Source organism: Nocardioides sp. (assembly GCF_024509035.1).
Classification (GTDB): Bacteria; Actinomycetota; Actinomycetes; order Propionibacteriales; family Nocardioidaceae; genus Nocardioides.
Map to the genome: position 1 here is coordinate 1 of NZ_JANINT010000439.1, position 17,291 is coordinate 17,291.

General features: G+C 72.6%; 15 protein-coding genes and 1 pseudogene. 6 read left to right on the forward strand and 10 right to left on the reverse strand.

Features of this window, described 5'->3' with window-relative positions; genetic code table 11:
• Positions 1–213 (forward strand): annotated as a pseudogene (locus tag Q0L15_RS23705) (metal ABC transporter permease); the annotation flags it as partial.
• On the forward strand, positions 200–613 hold the full coding sequence (locus tag Q0L15_RS23710) for a Fur family transcriptional regulator (protein WP_296607316.1): 414 nt from the start codon (positions 200–202) through the stop codon (positions 611–613). The pseudogene Q0L15_RS23705 and the gene Q0L15_RS23710, both read left to right, overlap by 14 nt.
• A 15-nt stretch (positions 614–628) precedes the next feature.
• Here the strand turns inward: Q0L15_RS23710 and Q0L15_RS23715 are convergent, their stop codons facing one another.
• The 5 genes from Q0L15_RS23715 to Q0L15_RS23735 all read right to left on the reverse strand — a co-directional run bounded on the left by Q0L15_RS23715 (position 629) and on the right by Q0L15_RS23735 (position 6,517).
• Positions 629–2,236 carry an ATP-binding protein gene (locus Q0L15_RS23715; RefSeq protein WP_296607317.1) on the reverse strand — a complete coding sequence of 536 codons (1,608 nt, stop codon included), beginning with the start codon at positions 2,234–2,236 and terminating at the stop codon, positions 629–631.
• A gap of 9 nt (positions 2,237–2,245) precedes the next feature.
• On the reverse strand, positions 2,246–3,049 hold the full coding sequence (locus Q0L15_RS23720) for an isoprenyl transferase (RefSeq protein ID WP_296607318.1): 804 nt from the start codon (positions 3,047–3,049) through the stop codon (positions 2,246–2,248).
• Between the two features lie 62 nt (positions 3,050–3,111).
• Entirely contained in the window at positions 3,112–4,395 is a 1,284-nt protein-coding gene (locus Q0L15_RS23725) for a HAMP domain-containing sensor histidine kinase (RefSeq protein WP_296607319.1), read from the reverse strand.
• Between the two features lie 458 nt (positions 4,396–4,853).
• Positions 4,854–5,591 carry a DNA repair protein RecO gene (gene recO / locus Q0L15_RS23730; protein WP_296607320.1) on the reverse strand — a complete coding sequence of 246 codons (738 nt, stop codon included), beginning with the start codon at positions 5,589–5,591 and terminating at the stop codon, positions 4,854–4,856.
• A 68-nt stretch (positions 5,592–5,659) separates the two neighbouring features.
• Positions 5,660–6,517 (reverse strand): alpha/beta fold hydrolase, encoded by an 858-nt coding sequence (locus tag Q0L15_RS23735; protein ID WP_296607321.1) that lies wholly within the window; start codon positions 6,515–6,517, stop codon positions 5,660–5,662.
• Between the two features lie 100 nt (positions 6,518–6,617).
• Here Q0L15_RS23735 and Q0L15_RS23740 point away from each other — a divergent pair, with 100 nt between their 5' ends.
• Positions 6,618–9,383 (forward strand): ATP-binding protein, encoded by a 2,766-nt coding sequence (locus Q0L15_RS23740; RefSeq protein ID WP_296607322.1) that lies wholly within the window; start codon positions 6,618–6,620, stop codon positions 9,381–9,383.
• 108 nt (positions 9,384–9,491) lie between these two features.
• On the opposite strand, the gene leuA is transcribed toward Q0L15_RS23740, so the two are convergent.
• On the reverse strand, positions 9,492–11,201 hold the full coding sequence (gene leuA / locus Q0L15_RS23745) for a 2-isopropylmalate synthase (RefSeq protein ID WP_296607323.1): 1,710 nt from the start codon (positions 11,199–11,201) through the stop codon (positions 9,492–9,494).
• Between the two features lie 447 nt (positions 11,202–11,648).
• On the opposite strand from leuA, the gene Q0L15_RS23750 reads away from it, so the two are divergent.
• A complete protein-coding gene (locus tag Q0L15_RS23750; RefSeq protein ID WP_296607324.1) occupies positions 11,649–12,530 on the forward strand; it encodes a sigma-70 family RNA polymerase sigma factor in 882 nt (293 codons plus the stop codon).
• A gap of 7 nt (positions 12,531–12,537) precedes the next feature.
• Here Q0L15_RS23750 and Q0L15_RS23755 read toward each other — a convergent pair whose 3' ends face one another.
• Positions 12,538–13,764: a glucose-1-phosphate adenylyltransferase family protein gene (locus tag Q0L15_RS23755; RefSeq protein ID WP_296607325.1), complete on the reverse strand. Its 1,227-nt coding sequence runs from the start codon at positions 13,762–13,764 to the stop codon at positions 12,538–12,540.
• 117 nt (positions 13,765–13,881) lie between these two features.
• Between Q0L15_RS23755 and Q0L15_RS23760 the strand changes: the two genes are divergently transcribed.
• On the forward strand, positions 13,882–14,694 hold the full coding sequence (locus Q0L15_RS23760; protein ID WP_296607326.1) for a septum formation family protein: 813 nt from the start codon (positions 13,882–13,884) through the stop codon (positions 14,692–14,694).
• Positions 14,691–15,539 (forward strand): septum formation family protein, encoded by an 849-nt coding sequence (locus tag Q0L15_RS23765; protein ID WP_296607327.1) that lies wholly within the window; start codon positions 14,691–14,693, stop codon positions 15,537–15,539. Before Q0L15_RS23760 ends, Q0L15_RS23765 begins: the two co-directional genes overlap by 4 nt.
• Here Q0L15_RS23765 and Q0L15_RS23770 read toward each other — a convergent pair.
• From Q0L15_RS23770 to Q0L15_RS23780, 3 genes are all read right to left on the reverse strand, one after another.
• Complete coding sequence (locus tag Q0L15_RS23770; RefSeq protein WP_296607328.1) at positions 15,512–15,937, reverse strand: nuclear transport factor 2 family protein; 426 nt, start codon at positions 15,935–15,937, stop codon at positions 15,512–15,514. The genes Q0L15_RS23765 and Q0L15_RS23770 overlap by 28 nt on opposite strands.
• Entirely contained in the window at positions 15,937–16,854 is a 918-nt protein-coding gene (gene era / locus Q0L15_RS23775; protein WP_296607329.1) for a GTPase Era, read from the reverse strand. The genes Q0L15_RS23770 and era overlap by 1 nt, the downstream gene beginning before the upstream one ends.
• The coding region (locus tag Q0L15_RS23780) for a siderophore-interacting protein (RefSeq protein ID WP_296607330.1) at positions 16,854–17,291 on the reverse strand (438 nt) is incomplete at its 5' end. The genes era and Q0L15_RS23780, both read right to left, overlap by 1 nt.

Genomic DNA, 17,291 nt, shown 5'->3' on the forward strand with positions numbered 1-17,291 from the left:
TCCTGGCCCGTCGGCGTCTGGCTGCGGTCGCGGCAACGGATGCGCCGCCCGTTCCCGGTCGTGCCCGCGACCGCCCACCAGACGATCGACGAGCACCCCCACGAGCACGGTGACGACTGCGGCCACGTCGCCGTGCCTCACGGCGACCACGTCGACTACGTCCACGACGGGCACCGGCACGCACCGCACGGGAGGCACTATGACGAGCACTGACGACCAGAGCACGCCGGCCACCGCGCTGCGCCCCACGCGCCAGCGCCGGGCGGTCACCGAGGTGCTCGACACGTTCGCGGACTTCCGCTCCGCCCAGGAGATCCACGAGCTGCTCGCCCGGTGCGGGACGCCCGTCGGTCTCGCCACGGTCTACCGCACGCTGCAGCGGCTCGCGGAGGCCGGCGAGGTCGACGTGCTGCGCACCGAGGACGGCGAGGCCATCTACCGCCGCTGCTCCGACAGCCACCACCACCACCTCGTGTGCCGCTCGTGCGGCGCGACGGTCGAGGTGGAGGGTCCGGCCGTCGAGCGCTGGACCCGCGCCATCGCCGCCGAGCACGGGTACGCCGACGTCAGCCACACCCTGGAGATCTTCGGCACCTGCCGCACCTGCGGCTGAGGCCCCGGCGCGCGGTCAGGGCCTGAGCGGCAGCCGCACCCGGAACACGCTGCCGGTGTCAAGCTCGCTGGTGACCTCGATCCGGCCCCCGTGGCTCTCGACGATCGACTTGGTGATGCTCAGCCCGAGCCCCACACCCTGGATCGAGCGTTCCTGGGCCTGCCGGCTGCGGAAGAACCGCGTGAACAGCCGGTCGCGGTCGGCGGGGGCGATCCCGATGCCGGTGTCGGTGACGCAGAGCTCGGCCCGGTCGCCGTCGATGCCCAGCTGCACGTGGACGCGTCCCCCGGCGAGGGTGTACTTCACGGCGTTGGACACCAGGTTGTCGACCACCTGCCCCATCCGCTCCTCGTCGGCCAGCACCACCAGCGACTCCGGTCCCTCCAGCTCCACCGTGACCCCGTTGCGCGCGGCCGTCGACGCGACCGCGGCCACGCAGTCGCGGACGATCGCCGCCAGGTCGATCGGGGTCCGCACCACCGGCAGCTGGCCCTCGTCGGTGCGCGCGGTGTGGAGCAGGTCGGCGACCAGGCGGTGCAGGCGGCCGGTGTTGCGCGCGACGACCTCGAGCTGCGCGACCACGTCGGGCGGCAGGTCGTCGCGCTCGAGGAGGATGTTGACGTAGCCCACGATCGAGGTCAGCGGGGTGCGCAGCTCGTGGGAGACCGAGGCGACGAACTCGTCCTTGACCCGCAACGCCTTCATGTAGTCGGTGACGTCCTTGTAGGCCAACGATGCCCCGGCCAGCTGGCCGGCGTCGTTCTCGACCCGTCGCGCCGAGACGGAGAGGGCGCGCCGCGTCAGCGGGTCGCGGCCGATCCACATCCGGACGTCCTCGAACTCCTCGCCCCGGCTGGCGCGGTACGTCGGCATCTCCTCCCGTGCCAGCTCGCGCGCCCCCGTGGCGTCGTAGACCGCGCCCAGCTCCCCGGCCCGTCCCGAGTGCCCGTCGGGATACGCGAGCCGCATGAACTCGGCATGGCGCCGGTTCATCCCCTCGTAGCCGCCGTCGCGGTCGAGCAGGAGCAGACCGACGTCCACGGTGTCGAAGATCGCCTGGGACACACGGCGCTGATGCTCGATGACCTCGAGGCTGGCCCGGACCCGTTCGATGGCATAGGAGATCGCCAACGCCGCCCAGGTCGCGACCGGCGGGATCAATACGGTGCGGGCCAGGGTCGCACCGGAGACCCCGAGGTACGCCAGCCCCGGGAGTGCGAGGAGGAGCGTGGTCGCGAGAAGCACCACCAGCGCTCCACTGCGGCCGTACTGCCGACCCAACCAGAGCGCGGGGACCACGGCGAGCACCCCGGCCGCGCTGCCCGCGGCGTCCATCCGGGAGAGCCCCAGGGCGAGGATGTCGACGGTCGGCACCACCCCGATCGCCCAGGGCGGGACCCTCCGCCACGGCACCGTGAAAGCGGCCACGGTCGTCGCCGCGACCACCCCGAGCCCCGCCATCGGCCACGAAGCGAGGCCCATCGAGGACCCCCCGGCCTTGCGGAGCAGCAGGTCGGCGACGAACATCGCCCCGAACACCGTCTGCACCATGGCGGGGTCGTGCTCCTCGGCGAAGAGCAGACGTCGGTGCAGGCCCGCGAGTCTCGTGGCGAGACGGGTCATGGTGGGCGTTCAGTCCTCGACGGGCCCAGGCGGGGCCACCGGGTTGGGCGCGGCGCCGCCATAGCGCCGGTCGCGGCTCGCGTAGAGCTCGATCGCGTGCCACAGGTGGCGGCGGTCGACGTCGGGCCAGAGCACGTCGGTGAAGACCAGCTCGGAGTAGGCCGCCTGCCAGAGCATGAAGTTGGAGAGCCGCTGCTCCCCCGACGTGCGCCAGACGAGGTCGGCGTCGGCGAGCTCCGGCACGTAGAGGTGACGGGCGAAGGTCTTCTCGTCCACCTTCTCGGGGTCCAGTCGCCCTGCGGCGACCTCACGAGCGATGCTGCGGGCGGTGTCGGCGAGCTCGGCGCGCCCCCCGTAGTTGACGCACATCGTCAGCGTCAGCACGTCGTTGCGCCGCGTCAGCTCCTCGGCGACCTGCAGCTCCTTGACGACCGACTTCCACAGTCGCGGAGCGCGACCGGCCCACCGGACCCGGACGCCGAGCTCGTGCATCTCGTCGCGACGGCGACGGATCACGTCGCGGTTGAACCCCATGAGGAAGCGGACCTCGTCCGGGGTGCGCGACCAGTTCTCCGTCGAGAAGGCGTACGCCGAGACCGCCTTCACGCCGATCTCGATCGCGCCCTCGACCACGTCGAACAGCGAGTGCTCGCCCTGCTCGTGGCCCTTGGTCCGCGGCAGCCCGCGCTGCTTGGCCCAGCGACCGTTGCCGTCCATGACGATCGCGACGTGCCGCGGCACCAGGTCGGGCGGCAGCGCCGGCGGGCGAGCGCCCGACGGGTGCGGGGTGGGCTGCCGGACCGTTCGTCTCACGGCCGCGAGCCTAGTGGCCCTCCGGCCGAGGAGGGGGCTGGTTGCGAGGGGCGCGCCGCAGCTCAGGAGGCGAGCTGCGCTGCGTGGCGCGGAAGGACGACCCGGAACTCGCTCCCCCGGCCCGGCTCGCTCTCGACCTCGATCCGGCCCCCGTGGCTCTCGACGATGGACTTGGTGATCGACAGTCCGAGGCCGATGCCCTGGATGGCGCGCCGGCTGGCCTCGGTGCCGCGGTGGAACCGGGTGAACAGTCGCGCCTGGTCGGCCGGTGGGATGCCGATCCCGGTGTCGCGGACCGTGATCTGCACGACGCCCCCGGTCGCGGCCGCCCGCACCTGGACGAGGCCTCCCGCCTCGGTGTACTTCAACGCGTTGGAGACCAGGTTGTCGACCACCTGGGTCAGTCGCCGCGGGTCCCCCCGGAAGGTGATGCGGTCCGGGATCTCGGCGTCGAGGCGCAGACCGAGCCGGCAGGCCTCCGGACGAGCGCCGGCGACACACCCGCGGACCAGCTCCGCCAGGTCGGTGTCCCGACCGCGCACCGGCACCGGCCGGCCCGCGTGCTGCACCTCGTCGATGAGGTTCTGCACCAGCCGCTCGAGCCGCTTGCCGTTGCGGGCGACCGCTTCGAGCTGCTTGCGCAGCACCGGGTCCAGATCCGAGCGGTCCAGCGCGACGTCGATGTAGCCCACGATCGGCGTCAACGGCGTCCGCAGCTCGTGCGAGACGAGCGCGACGAAGTCGTCCTTGACCTGCATGGCCCGCATCAGGTCGGTGACGTCCGTGTAGGCCACGGCCGCTCCCACCACGTTGCCGTCGGCGTCCTCGACCCGGCGGGCCGAGACCGACATCGCCCTCCGGGTGGCGTCGTCCGGCCCGATCCACACCCGGACGTCGTCGAACTCCTCCCCCCGCCTGGCCCGGGCGGTGGGCACGTCCTCGATCGGCACCGGAGTGAGCCCCGACTCGTCGAAGACCCGCGCGGCCGAGAGATCGCCTCCGGGGTACGCGAGCTCGGAGAACTCCGCGAGCCGCTCGTTGATCAGGGCGGGAAGACCGTGCTCGTCGAGCAGCGCGAGCCCGACGTCGGCCGCTCCGAAGACCGCCTCCCCCGAACGGCGGCCACGCTCGATCAGCTCGAGGGCGTCCGCCAGGTCGGCCTCCCGAGCCTCCGCCTGGGCCTGGGCGGCGCGCGCGAGCACGAGGGCTGCGTTCGTCGCGAAGGCACTCAGCCCGGACAGGACCGTGAGGAGGAGGAGCCACTCCACGTTGAACAGCCCCCAGCCGCGCGAGACCAGCTGGGGCACGACGAGGAACGCGATGGTCGACCCGACGGCGAGGCCCACCCCGCGGCGGCCCAGCTCGACCCCGAGCCAGATGGACGGCAGGACGACCAGGCCCGAGGCGACGTCGAACCGAGCCGTGAGCGAGCATGCCGAGGGTGGCGATGTGGAGGACCGCGCTCGCGCGAGCCAGCGCCGCGACCCTGGCGGCGGGTGCGGTCAGCACGACAAGTCCGGCGAGCCCGGCCAGCACGACCCCGGCGACCGGCCACGACACCAGCGGGACCGGCCCCTCACCGGCGATCCGGAGGCCGAGGGCGACCACGAGGATGAGCGTGAAGGACGACTGGAGGACGCGCGGATCCGGATCGCCGCCGTTCCAGCACAGGTGCTGGAACAGCCAGCGGCCTCGCGTTTCCGACGCGTGCACCGCTCACCTCCGTCCCTCGTCCCAGGAAGGTGATCGGCGGGTCCCCAGCCGACCTGAGGCCCAGCCGACGGACTCGGGCCCGGGCGCGTGCTCAGCGCTCGACGTACGCCAAGGACTTCAGCCCGCGCTCGAGGTGCCAGGCGAGGTAGGCCGCGACCAGCGAGCTGGCCTCCTTGAGGTGGCGCGCCGGCGCGGGGTCGACGATCTCCCAGTCACCCGCGAGCAAGGCACCGAGCAGCCCCACGGTCTCGGGGGCGGGCGATGCGGATCCGGGCACGCGGCAGGTCGAGCAGAGCACCCCGCCCATCGACGGGTTGAACCACCGGTGCCGGGTCTCCTCGGCGGGCAGCGTGCCGCACCGGGCGCAGTGGTCGAACGACGGCGCGTAGCCGGCGACGGACAGCGAACGCAGCAGGTAGGAGTCGAGGACCTGGCCGGGCGCGTGCTCCCCAGCCACCATCGCCCGCAGCCCGCCGACCAGCAGCAGGAACTGCTGCACCGAGGGCTCGCGCTCCTCGGCCACCAGACGGTCGGCGGTCTCGAGCATGACCGTGCCGGCGGTGTAGCGGTCGTAGTCGAGCCCGAGCCCCTTGGAGAACGGCGTGAGCGTCTCGGCCTGGGTGATCGTGTCGAGGCTGCGCCCCTCGGCGAGCTGGAGGTCCACATGCGTGAACGGCTCGAGCCGGGACCCGAAGCGCGAGGTGGTGCGGCGCACGCCCTTGGCCACGGCGCGCACCCGACCGTGCTGGCGGGTCAGCAGCGTGACGATGCGATCGGCCTCACCCAGCTTGTGGGTGCGCAGCACGATGGCCTCGTCGCGGTAGAGCATGGGGACAATTGTGCCCCGCGGGCGCGCAGCACCACGTTGACCCGCCCGAAAGTTCCGGGCGGGTCGACTCAGGCGCCGGCGCGGCGGCTGCGGCGGGGTGCCTTCCAGCACCGGGTCGCCAGGTCGGCCGCGTGCCGGTCGAGGCGGTCGGGGTGCAGCCGCCACTCCGCCACCGAGCGGGCCTTGACGAACGTGCCCTTCGGCAGCTCCTCGGCGAGCATCCGGGCGTCGGCGACCGGGTGCATGGGGTCTGCACCGTGACCGACCACCAGCGCGGGCACACGGATCGCCCGCCGCTCGCGGGCGGAGGGGGCCGCGCGGCCGAAGAACAGCCCGTGCAGGAGCGCCGCCATCGCGGCCGGACGCTGGTCGCAGGTGTCGAGGGCGATGCCGGCCCAGAACGGGACGATCCCGCGGGGCACCGGCCGGGTCAGCCGCCGCAGCAGGCTGACCGAGAGCGGGGCGAAGCGCGCGGCGAGCAGCAGCGGACCGAACGCGAGGATGCCTGCCTCGACCCCGTTGTCGAGGATGGGCGCGTCGAGGATCAGACCGCGTACGCGGCCACCGGCGACGGCCGCGGTCTCGAGGGCCACGTTGGCGCCGAGCCCGGAGCCCCCGACGACGGCCTGGGCGGCGCCCAGGTGGTCGAGGAGCGCGACGACCTGCTCCGCGAACGCCGTGACCGAGTAGGCGTGCGGGTCCGCGGGACGGTCGGAGCGACCGTGGCCGAGCGGGTCGAGGGTGACCACGTGCAGGCCCTCGCCCGCCAGGACCCGGGCGAGCGGCTGCTGCATCCGGCGCGGCATCAGCTCGCCGGGCAGGAGGACCACCCAGGCGTCGCCGGCGCCGTACTCGGTGTACTCGAGACGGTCGCGGCCCGCCTCGGTCTCCACGAAGAACTGCCCGATCCGCTCCGACACCAGCATGGGCCCAACATAGGCCAGCGACCGCAGCAGAGGGCGCAACGCGAGGCCTGGATGCCCCGAACCTCGTGCGCACAGGCTCCGGGTGGAAGAGACTCCTTCCATGGTCCCCCGCCGTGGCGAGCTCGCGTGGCCGGCCACGCTCGCCCTGCTGGTGGCGATCTACGGCGCGAGCACGGTGGCCGTGACCTTCGCTCCCGAGCACGGCGCGGTCGCCACCTGGTGGCCCGGCGCCGGGCTCTCCGTCGTCCTGATCGCGTTCACCCGACGCCGGCGGTGGGCGCCGATGCTCCTGGCGATCGTCGTCGTCTGCACCCTGGCGAACATGACCGGGGGACGCCAGCTCGACGGCTCTGTCGTCCTGAGCGTGGGTGATGCCGGCGTGGCGCTGATCGCCGGAGCGCTGCTGCGACGCGGAGACCGGACGCCGAGGCTGTCCTCCTTCGAGGACCTCGGTCGCGTGGCCGCCGCCGCACTGCTCGGTGCCCTCGCCATCGCCGTGACCGCCCCCGTGGCCCTCGCCGTCCTCGCCGACGGCAACGCGTGGCAGGTCGCGCGGTCGGTCTACACCTCCCAGGCGACGTCGATCCTCGTGATCGTCCCCGCCGCCCTCGCCACGCTGGACCGGGCCCGGACGCCGATCTCCGCGGAGACCCTGCTCCAGGCGGCGACCTTCGCGGCCGTCACCGCCGTGGTCTTCGCCCCCGGCCAGACGTTGGCGCTCTCGACCCTGCCGCTCCCGGTGCTGGCCTGGGCGGCGTTGCGCCTCGACCTGCGCGTGGTGACGTGGGAGGTCGTCGGGTTCGCGATCGTGGTGACGTACCTGAGCTCGATCGGCGGCGGGCCGTTCGCCGGGGACTTCGACGACGGTGACATCGGAGCCACCACGATGGCGACCCTGGTGCAGGGCTACCTGCTGTGCACCGCGACGGTGGCGACACCGCTGGCGCTGGCCATGGACCTGCGGCACCGCCTGCTGGCACGTCTCACCGCCAGCGAGCGTCTGTTCCGGCGCAACTTCACCGAGTCGATGATCGGCATGGTGCTGCTGCGCAACGGTCGCAGCCTCCTGGAGATCGTCGACGTGAACGAGGCCGCGGCCCGCATCATCGGCGGCTCCCGGTCACCGGTCGGCCGCGGCCTGGCCGAGGTGCTCGACACCCGGGAGCCGATCGAGCTGGTCGCGGCGCAGATGCTGGCCGGCAGCCCGGACGGCTGGCGGGCGCAGACCGGGTTGCGCGACCGGCCCGGCGCCCGCGTGAACGTCGCCCTCTCGCTGCTGACCGCGGGCCCCGAGCCGACGTACTCCGCCCAGCTGCTCGACGTCACGGCCGAGTACGACGCCCGCCGCCAGCTGGAGGCCGCCGAGAAGCTCACCGGCGCGACGCTCGACACGACGGCGGCGCTGATCCTGGTCATCGACGCGCGGGGCACGATCGTCCGGGTCAACCAGGCGGCCACCGAGCTCACCGGCTACCCGGCCGACGCGCTCGTGGGCCGCAGGATCTGGGAGACCTCGCTGGCGCCGGCGACCGCCGGCGACATCGAGGCCCTGTTCACCTGGCCCAACCGCTCCGGCGCGGCCGTGAGCCGCGAGACGCTCGCCACGACGCGCAGCGGCGAGACGCTGCGGGTGCTCTGGAACAGCAACATCGTGCGGGGCGAGGACGACCAGCCGGCGTACGCCGTCATCACGGGCATCGACGTGACCGCCGAGCGCACCGCGGCCGGCATGTACTCCCACCTCCTCCAGGCCGCCATCACCACCGCGCTGATCGGCATCGACACCCACGGCCTGATCACGGTCTTCAACGCGGGCGCCGTGAACCTGCTGGGCTACGACGCGCACGACATGGTCGGCCGGCCGTTCGTCGGACTGCTGGACCCCGACGAGCTCCGGGCCCGCAGCGGCGGGACCGCCGACGGGGACGCGTTCGCCAAGCTGGTCGCCGGCATCGCCGCGGGCGGCGAGACCGCACCGCGCGACTGGACCTGGGTCGGCTCCGACGGGCGTCCGCACACCGTGTCGATGACGCTGAGCGTCGCCGCGGACGCGTTCGCCGCCCGGGTCGGCTACCTGTGCGTGGGGCGCGACGTGACCGAGGCCCGCGCCAGCCAGGAGCTGCTGGTCGCCGCCCTGGACAAGGAGCGGCTCGCCGTCGAGCGGCTCCGACAGCTCGACGAGGCCAAGAACGAGTTCGTCTCGACCGTCAGCCACGAGCTGCGCACCCCGGTCACCAGCATCGTCGGCTACACCGAGCTCCTCGAGGACGGGACGGTCGGCGAGCCCACGCCGGCCCAGCGCCCGATGCTCGACAGCATCGCCCGCAACGGCCAGCGGCTCATCCTGCTGTGCGACGACCTGCTGACGCTCAGCGGCCTCGACTCCGGCGCGACCAGCTGGGAGCACGAGACCCTCGACCTCGGCTCGCTGCTGCCACCCGTCGAGGAGTCCCTGCGGCCGCTGCTCGCCGGTCGCGACCTCGACCTGGTGGTGAGCGCACCCCCCGAACCGGTGCTGGTCCTGGGCGACCGGGTCCAGCTCGAGCGGGTGCTGACCAACCTGCTCGGCAACGCCGTGAAGTTCACCGAGGACGGCGGTCGCATCGAGTGCCGCGTCGAGCGACGCGACGGCGAGGCCTGGGTCTCGATCAGCGACACCGGCCTCGGCATCCCGGTCGAGGAGCAGGCCGGACTGTTCCAGCGGTTCTTCCGCTCCTCGACCGCCCAGCACAGAGCGATCCAGGGCACCGGCCTGGGCCTGTCGATCGTGGCCGCGACCGTCGCCGCCCACGGCGGCCGGATCGACGTCGAGTCTGCGCACCTCGAGGGCACCACGTTCACCGTGCGGCTGCCCCTCGCGAGGTAGCGGCCTCGTGCCGAGCGCCAACCGCAACCACACCGTCTGGCGATCAACCCGAAGCCGCATCCGCGGCCCGCGTGGCGGCGGAGCCGACACGCGAGACGCGGCCTCCGGCTACTGCGTCCGGTTGACCGCGCTGATCACGGCCTTGAGGGAGGCGGTGACGATGTTGGCGTCGACCCCGACGCCCCAGTAGACCTGGTCGCGCACCAGGCACTCGACGTACGCCGCCGCCAGGGCGTCGCCGCCGGCGGAGAGCGCGTGCTCGGCGTAGTCGAGGACCCGCACGTCCCACTCGTGGGGCAGGTCGTTGATGGCGTTGACGAACGCCGCGATCGGGCCGTTGCCCTCGCCGTGGAGCGAGCGGATCTCGCCGTCGACGTACACGTTCACGTCGAGGGCGTCCTTCTCACCCGCAGCCGAGGAGGTGTGCACCGAGTTGAGCTTGAGCGGGGTCTCGCGGTCGAGGTACTCGGCGCGGAAGATCCCCCAGATCTCGTCCGCGGTGAGCTCGCCGCCCTCGGCGTCGGTGCGCTCCTGGACGACCCGGCTGAACTCGATCTGCGCACGCCGCGGCAGGTCGAGCTTGTGCTCGGCCTTCAGCAGGTAGGCCACGCCGCCCTTGCCGGACTGGCTGTTGACGCGGATCACGGCCTCGTAGGTGCGGCCGACGTCCTTGGGGTCGATCGGCAGGTACGGCGCCTCCCAGGGCAGCTCGCGCACGGACACGCCCTGCTCCTCGGCCTGGCGGTCGAGGTCCTCGAGGCCCTTCTTGATCGCGTCCTGGTGGGAGCCGGAGAACGCCGTGTAGACCAGGTCGCCGGCGTAGGGGTGCCGCGGGTGCACCGGCAGCTGGGTGCAGTACTCGACCGTGCGGCGGATCTCGTCGATGTCGGACAGGTCGACCTGCGGGTCGACGCCCTGGCTGAAGAGGTTGAGCGCCAGCGTGACCAGGTCGACGTTGCCGGTGCGCTCGCCGTGGCCGAACAGGCAGCCCTCGACGCGGTCGGCGCCCGCCATGACCGCGAGCTCGGTGGCGGCGACCGCGGTGCCCCGGTCGTTGTGCGGATGCAGCGAGATCACGGTGTTCTCGCGCCGGGTCAGCTGGCGGGAGAACCACTCGATCTGGTCGGCGTACACGTTCGGGGTCGCGACCTCGACGGTCGCGGGCAGGTTGAGGATGATCTCGCGGCCGTCGTCGGGCTGCCAGACGTCGGAGACGGCCTCGCACACCTCGACCGAGAACGGCAGCTCGGTGCTGGTGAAGATCTCCGGGCTGTACTCGTAGCCGATGACGGTCGTGTCGAGGTTGCTCTCGACGTGCTTCATCACCAGCTGGGTGCCGCGCACGGCGATGTCCTTGACCTCGTCCTTGCTGGCCCGGAACACCACGCGGCGGAACAGCGGGGCCAGCGCGTTGTAGAGGTGGATGTTGGCGCGGGGGACGCCGATCAGCGACTGCACGCTGCGCTCGATCAGGTCCTCGCGGGCCTGCGTCAGCACCGAGATCGTCACGTCGTCGGGGATGTGGTCGCCCTCGATGAGCTGGCGCACGAAGCTGAAGTCGGTCTCGCTCGCCGAGGGGAACCCGACCTCGATCTCCTTGTAGCCCATCTTCACCAGGAGCTCGAACATCTTCATCTTGCGAGCCGGCGACATCGGGTCGATGAGCGCCTGGTTGCCGTCGCGCAGGTCGGTGGAGAGCCACCGCGGCGCCTGGGAGATCGACCGGTTCGGCCAGGTGCGGTCGGGCAGGTCGATCGGCGGGAAGGCCCGGTAGCGCTGGAACGGCATCGGACTGGGCTGCTGCTGCGGGATGGTCATGAGGGTTCCTCGGTGGGCTGGTCGGAGAGGCCGGCGCACGCACACACTCCGCAGCGAGGGGGTCCGGCTGCCCGGATCGGGCTCAGACCTCGCTGCGGCAGCGAAGGAGGAGGCTGCGCATCATGACCCGGACACCATAACGCACCGGACGGCCCGCCGTTCCCGCAGGCAGTGGGCCGTCCGGGTGCTGGACCCTGGGGATCCGGTCGTCGTCGCCGTACCTGTCGGGTGGACCCCCACGCCAACCGGTCCCGGCACTCACCCCTTAGGGCGGACTTCAGGCTGTCGAGGGGTAGTCGCAGGCGGGCCGGGTACGACTCGGACAGCGCCGTGGTCCCACCGGGTTGCACTCCCTGAGCAAGCAGGTAGCGTCGAGAGGGCGGAGACGGTCGCACCACCTTGCTGAGCACACGGCAAGCCACCATCGCTCGGAGATGGAGATCGCCGATGGTCACCACGCCCCTCACGCCCACTACCTCTCACACCGACATCCCCACGGATGCCGCACCCGAGGCCGTCGTCGACGACCTCGGCCAGCTCGGCACGACAGCGGACCCCGACTGCGGCCTGAGCCGCCAGGAGCGCAGCGAGCAGACCACGCGGCTCCTCGACGCGGCGCACCGTGCCGACGACGACCAGGAGCGCGACGAGCTGCTCGGCCGGGTCGTCGTCATCAACCGCGGCGTCGCCGAGGCCGTGGCCTCCCGGTTCCGCAACCGCGGCGTGGCCCAGGAGGACCTGCGCCAGGTCGCCTACGAGGGCCTGACCAAGGCCGTACGGCGCTTCGACCCCACCCTGCGCAACGACCTGCTCACCTATGCGGTGCCCACGATCCGCGGAGAGCTCCAGCGCTACTTCCGCGACCAGGGCTGGACGGTGCGGCCGCCGCGCCGCATCCAGGAGCTGCAGTGGCGGGTCAGCCGGGTCGTCGAGCAGCTGACCCAGGACCACGGCCGCGAGCCGACCGACCAGGAGATCGCGGACGTGCTCGGCACCTCGGTGGAGGAGTACCGCGACGCGGCGACCGCGTTCGGGTGCTTCCAGCCGACCTCGCTCGACCAGCCCCTCGGCCGCGAGACGGAGACCTCGATCGGCGACCTGATCGCGGGCGTCGACGACGACGAGTCCGCCTCGGAGGCGCGGATGACGCTGGCGCCCGTCGTACGCCGGCTCCCCGAGCGGCACCGCCGGATCCTGTACCTGCGGTTCTTCGAGGACCTCACCCAGGAGGAGATCGGCCACGACCTCGGCGTCACGCAGATGCAGGTCTCGCGGCTGTTGAGCCGCATCCTCGGCGACCTGCGTGCCGAGCTGCGCGAGGCCGGCTGAGCCGCTCTCAGGCGGTGGTGCCCGGCTCGAGCCGGGCCCCACCGGGGAGCAGCACGCCTCGGCCGATGGTCGAGCCGCGGCCGACCAGCGTGATCGCGTCCGGGTCGTCGGCGTCGGTGTCCGGCGAGCCCACCTCGGCGGCCGGCCCGATCACGCAGTCCCGGTCGACGACCGACCAGTCCACCCGCGCGCCCTCCGCGATCCGGGTGTCCTGGAAGACCACGCTGTCGCGGACCAGCGCCCCCTCCTCGACGACCACGCCCGGACCGAGCACGCTGCGCAGGACGGTGCCGCGGACCACCGACCCCGGGCTGACCAGGCTGTCGGCGACGCGGCCGCCGTCGAGCACCCGGGCCGGCGGTCGCTGCTGCAGGTGGCCGATGATCGGCCAGTCCGGGTCGCCCAGGACGCCCTGGTCGTCCGTGAGCACGTCACGGTGGGCGGCGAGGTACTTGTGCGGCTGCCCGAGGTCCTTCCAGTAGCCCGGCATCGCGTGCGCGACGACCGTGCCGCGGTCGACGAGGCGAGGCAGCAGGTGGTCCCCGTAGTCACCGAGCCCGGTGTCCCCGTCCTCCGCGTCGGCACCCAGCTCACGGTGGAGCTCCTCGAGGAGCGAGACCAGGGCCGCCGGGTCGTAGACGAAGATCTCGGCCGCCACCGTCCCGGTCCGCGGCCGGTCGGGCTTGTACTCGAAGCGGGTCACCCGCCCCGCGTCGTCGGTCTCGACCGTCGCGTGGTCCGTCGCCTCCTCGACGGGCACGGTCGTCGTGACGACCGTGCACTCCGCTCCGGCGCGCCGATGGGTCCGGACGGCGTCCATCACGTCGAACCGGTAGACGTGGTCGGCGCTCATCACGACGAGCGCGTCGGGCCCGTCCTGGGTGATCTGGTCACGGATCCGGTAGAGCTCGTCGGCGTTGCCCCGGGCGAAGCCGTCCTCGTCGGCACTGCCGGCACCCTCCTGCGGCATGAGCAGCCGCAGGCCGCCACGGTTGCGGTCGAGGTCCCAGGGCCGCCCGTTCTGCACCATCTCACCGAGGCTGCTGCCGAGGAACTGCACCGAGAGCCAGACGTCCGTGATGCCGCTGTGCGCCAGGTTGGAGAGCGGGAAGTCCACGAGCTGGAAGATGCCCGCGAACGGCAGGCCGGGCTTCGCGCGCTCGCGCGTCAGCACGTCCATGCGCCCGCCCGTGCCGCCGGCTTGGACGACGGCGAGGATGTGGTCACGAGGCATGGAGGCACGGTGCCCCCGTGGGCGTCGGAGCACACGTGGGTGGCGGCGGTACGATCACGCGGACGCGGGCCCGGCGTACGACGGGCTCGCCTCGAGACCGTCGCGCGAGGAGGAGCAGTGCCGCTGGCCGCACGCCGCCGCTCGCTCGTCGCGACCGCTGCGACCGGTCTCGCGCTCGGCCTGCTCCTCGCCGGGCTGCTCTCCGCCTGCGGCGAGAAGGCCTCTCCTGCCGCGACCGAGACCCCGCCGAAGCTGGGCGAGTGCCGAGTGCTCGCGCCCGAGGACGTGGCCGAGCCCAGCAACACCACCGAGCCCGTCGAGTGCGCCGAGCCGCACACCGCCGAGACGTTCGCCGTCGGGCAGCTGCCCGACCGCTTCGAGGACGCCGACTACGACGACGAGGGCCTCGGCGCGTGGGCCTACGAGACCTGCTCGCAGGCCTTCATGGACTTCCTCGGGGCCGACGAGAGCCTCGTGATGCGCACGGTCGTCAGCTGGGCGTGGTTCCGCCCGACGGAGGACGCCTGGGACGGCGGCGCCCGCTGGTACCGCTGCGACATCGTGGGCGGCGGCGAGCAGAGCAAGGAGTACGTCGACCTGCCGCCCACGGCGAAGGGCCTGCTCCTGGGCCGTCCGCAGGACACGTGGATGGTCTGCGCCGACGGGCCGACCGTGGCCGGGTCGGTGAAGGTCCCCTGCACCGAGCCGCACCTGTGGCGCGCGGTGACGACGATCGCCCTCGGCGAGAAGGGCGACGACTACCCGGGCGACCGCGTGGTCGAGGTGACCACGCGCGACTTCTGCTCCAAGTCGGTCGGCGCCTGGCTGAACTACCCCGTCGACTACGACTTCGGCTACACCTGGTTCCACGAGGCGGAGTGGGACGCCGGCAACCGGCGGTCGGTGTGTTGGGCCAAGACCGAGCAGTGAGGCGGCCGCTCGCCGCGACCGTGCTGGCGGCCTCGCTGACGGCGGCGCTGACGGCGGCGCTGACCGCCTGCAGCGGGGGCGACGCGCCGTCCGCCCAGCCGACGCCGACCTCGGCTCCCACCACCAGCCAGGCACCTCCTCCGACCGCGACCCCGGCGCCCGAGCCGGCTGTCCGCGCGTGCTACCGGTTGGCCTACGACGAGGCGGTGGCCCCCACGAGCGACCACCGACCGGTCGACTGCGACGGCTTGCACACCTCGGTGACCTTCGCCGTTGGACAGCTCGACACCGTCGTCGACGGCCACCTGCTCGCCGTCGACTCCGAGCGGGTGCAGGCCCAGCCCGCGGCCGCGTGCCCCGACCGGCTCGCGACGTACCTCGGCGGGGCGCTGGAGGACCGACGGCTCAGCATGCTGCGCGCGGTGTGGTTCACCCCCGACGTCGCGGCATCCGACGCGGGCGCGTCGTGGTACCGCTGCGACGTCGTCGCTCTGGCGTCCGAGGGCAGGCTCGCACCGCTGAAGGGCCGGCTCGCGGGTGTCCTCGACCGGCCCGAGGAGCGCGACCGCTACGCGATGTGCGGCACCGCCGAGCCCGGCACCGCCGGCTTCGACCGGGTGATCTGCTCCGCCGAGCACTCCTGGCGGGCGATCGCAGTCGTCCCGTTCGACCAGGACACCTATCCCGGCGCGAAGCAGGTCCGAGCCGCCGGAGAGGGCCCCTGCCAGGACGCCGGCGCCCAGGTGGCCGAGAGCTCGCTGGACTACCAGTGGGGCTACGAGTGGCCGACCGCGGAGCAGTGGGCGGCCGGGCAGCACTACGGGCGCTGCTGGGCCCCGGACTGATCGGACTCACCCTGCATCCGGGTCAGCTCGGCCGCCATCTCCTCGATCACCTTCTGCAGGCCCTTGAACGGGCGCACCATCACCGTGAAGTCGGTGAGCCGGCCGTCCTCGCCCCAGGTGAGCATGTCGATGCCGTGGACGGTGACGTCGTCGAGCTCGGCGCGGAACTCCAGCACGGCCGAGGAGTCGTCGTACCACTCGCGCACGTAGGTCAGGCTCGGGCCGAGCACCGCGATCGCGGCCGTGAGGTACGCCGTCGTGAGGGCCTTGCCCTCCTGGGGCGTGTGCACGGCCGGGGAGCGGAACGTGACGTCCTCGGCGAGGAGCTCGGCCAGGCCGGCGGCGTCGCGGGCCTCGGCGATCGCGTGCCAGGCCTGCAGCGGCGCGGGACGGGTCATCAGAACCCCAGCTTCCTGAGCTGGCGCGGGTCGCGCTGCCAGTCCTTGGCGATCTTGACGTGGAGGTCGAGGTAGACCGGGGTGCCGAGCAGCGCCTCGATCTGCTTGCGGGCGCGGGTGCCGATGTCGCGGAGCCGGGCGCCCTTGGGGCCGATGATGATGCCCTTCTGCGAGTCGCGCTCGACGTAGACGTTGGCGTGGATGTCGAGCAGCGGCTTGTCCTCGGGACGGTTCTCGCGCAGGCCCATCTCCTCGACGACGACGGCGACCGAGTGCGGCAGCTCGTCGCGCAGCCCGTCGAGCGCGGCCTCGCGGATCAGCTCGGCGGCGAGGATCTCCTCCGGCGCGTCGCTGAGGTCACCGTCCGGGTAGAGCTGCGGCCCCTCGGGCAGCAGCCCGACCAGCAGTTCCTCGAGCAGCTTCACCTGGTCGCCGGACTTGGCCGAGACCGGGACGATCTCGGCCCACTCGGTGCCCGTCTCGGCGCCGAGGCGCTGGATGTCGAGCAGGTGCTCGGCGATCCGCTCCGGGCTGGCGAGGTCGGTCTTGGTGGCGACGGCGACCTTGGTGGTCCGCTTGACCTTGGCCATCTCGTTGACGATGAACCGGTCGCCCGGGCCGACCTTCTCGTTTGCTGGCAGGCACACCGCCACGACGTCGACCTCGGCCAGCGTCGTCTTCACCAGGTCGTTGAGCCGCTCCCCCAGCAGCGTGCGCGGCCGGTGGAGACCGGGCGTGTCCACGAGCACCAGCTGGGCGTCCTCGCGGTGCACGATGCCGCGCACCACGGTGCGCGTCGTCTGCGGCTTGTCGGAGGTGATCACGACCTTGGCGCCGACCAGGGCGTTGGTCAGCGTCGACTTGCCGGCGTTGGGTCGCCCGACGAACGACACGAAGCCGCTCTTGTGCTCGCTCATCAGCGCTCTCCCGCTTCGTCGTACTCGGCCCAGATCTGCTCGTCGGTCTTGCCCGCCGCCTTGCCGGCCCGGTAGATCGGCCCCGGGTCCACGGCCCGAGGGTGGCGCTGCGCGTTCGCGCGCCAGTAGCCCATGACGTCGTACGCCGTGCTCGGCAGCCGGCGCTCGCGCATCAGGTGCTTGCGGATCGCGCGCATCTGCCCCGACTCCCCCGCCATCCAGAAGTAGCCGTCGCCGTCGGGCCAGTCGATGCCCTCGACGACGGCGGCCAGGTCGCTCTGGCCCTCGCTCGGCGGCGTCGTCCAGGTGACCTGCGGTCCGGACGGCAGGTAGTCGGCCAGCTCGTCGGGCACCTCGGCGAACACGTACGTCGGCAGGTGGAGGGTCTCCGCGATCCGGGCCATCGCCGGCATCGCGGTCAGGTCACCGACGAGGAT

Bases quoted from the DNA above. Each gene is read 5' to 3' on its own strand.
- era (WP_296607329.1), bottom strand. From the start codon at position 16,854: ATGAGCGAGCACAAGAGCGGCTTCGTGTCGTTCGTCGGGCGACCCAAC.
- Q0L15_RS23715 (WP_296607317.1), bottom strand. From the start codon at position 2,236: ATGACCCGTCTCGCCACGAGACTCGCGGGCCTGCACCGACGTCTGCTC.
- Q0L15_RS23710 (WP_296607316.1), top strand. From the start codon at position 200: ATGACGAGCACTGACGACCAGAGCACGCCGGCCACCGCGCTGCGCCCC.
- Q0L15_RS23755 (WP_296607325.1), bottom strand. From the start codon at position 13,764: ATGCCTCGTGACCACATCCTCGCCGTCGTCCAAGCCGGCGGCACGGGC.
- leuA (WP_296607323.1), bottom strand. From the start codon at position 11,201: ATGACCATCCCGCAGCAGCAGCCCAGTCCGATGCCGTTCCAGCGCTAC.
- recO (WP_296607320.1), bottom strand. From the start codon at position 5,591: ATGCTCTACCGCGACGAGGCCATCGTGCTGCGCACCCACAAGCTGGGT.
- Q0L15_RS23740 (WP_296607322.1), top strand. From the start codon at position 6,618: ATGGTCCCCCGCCGTGGCGAGCTCGCGTGGCCGGCCACGCTCGCCCTG.
- Q0L15_RS23735 (WP_296607321.1), bottom strand. From the start codon at position 6,517: ATGCTGGTGTCGGAGCGGATCGGGCAGTTCTTCGTGGAGACCGAGGCG.
- Q0L15_RS23770 (WP_296607328.1), bottom strand. From the start codon at position 15,937: ATGACCCGTCCCGCGCCGCTGCAGGCCTGGCACGCGATCGCCGAGGCC.
- Q0L15_RS23750 (WP_296607324.1), top strand. From the start codon at position 11,649: ATGGTCACCACGCCCCTCACGCCCACTACCTCTCACACCGACATCCCC.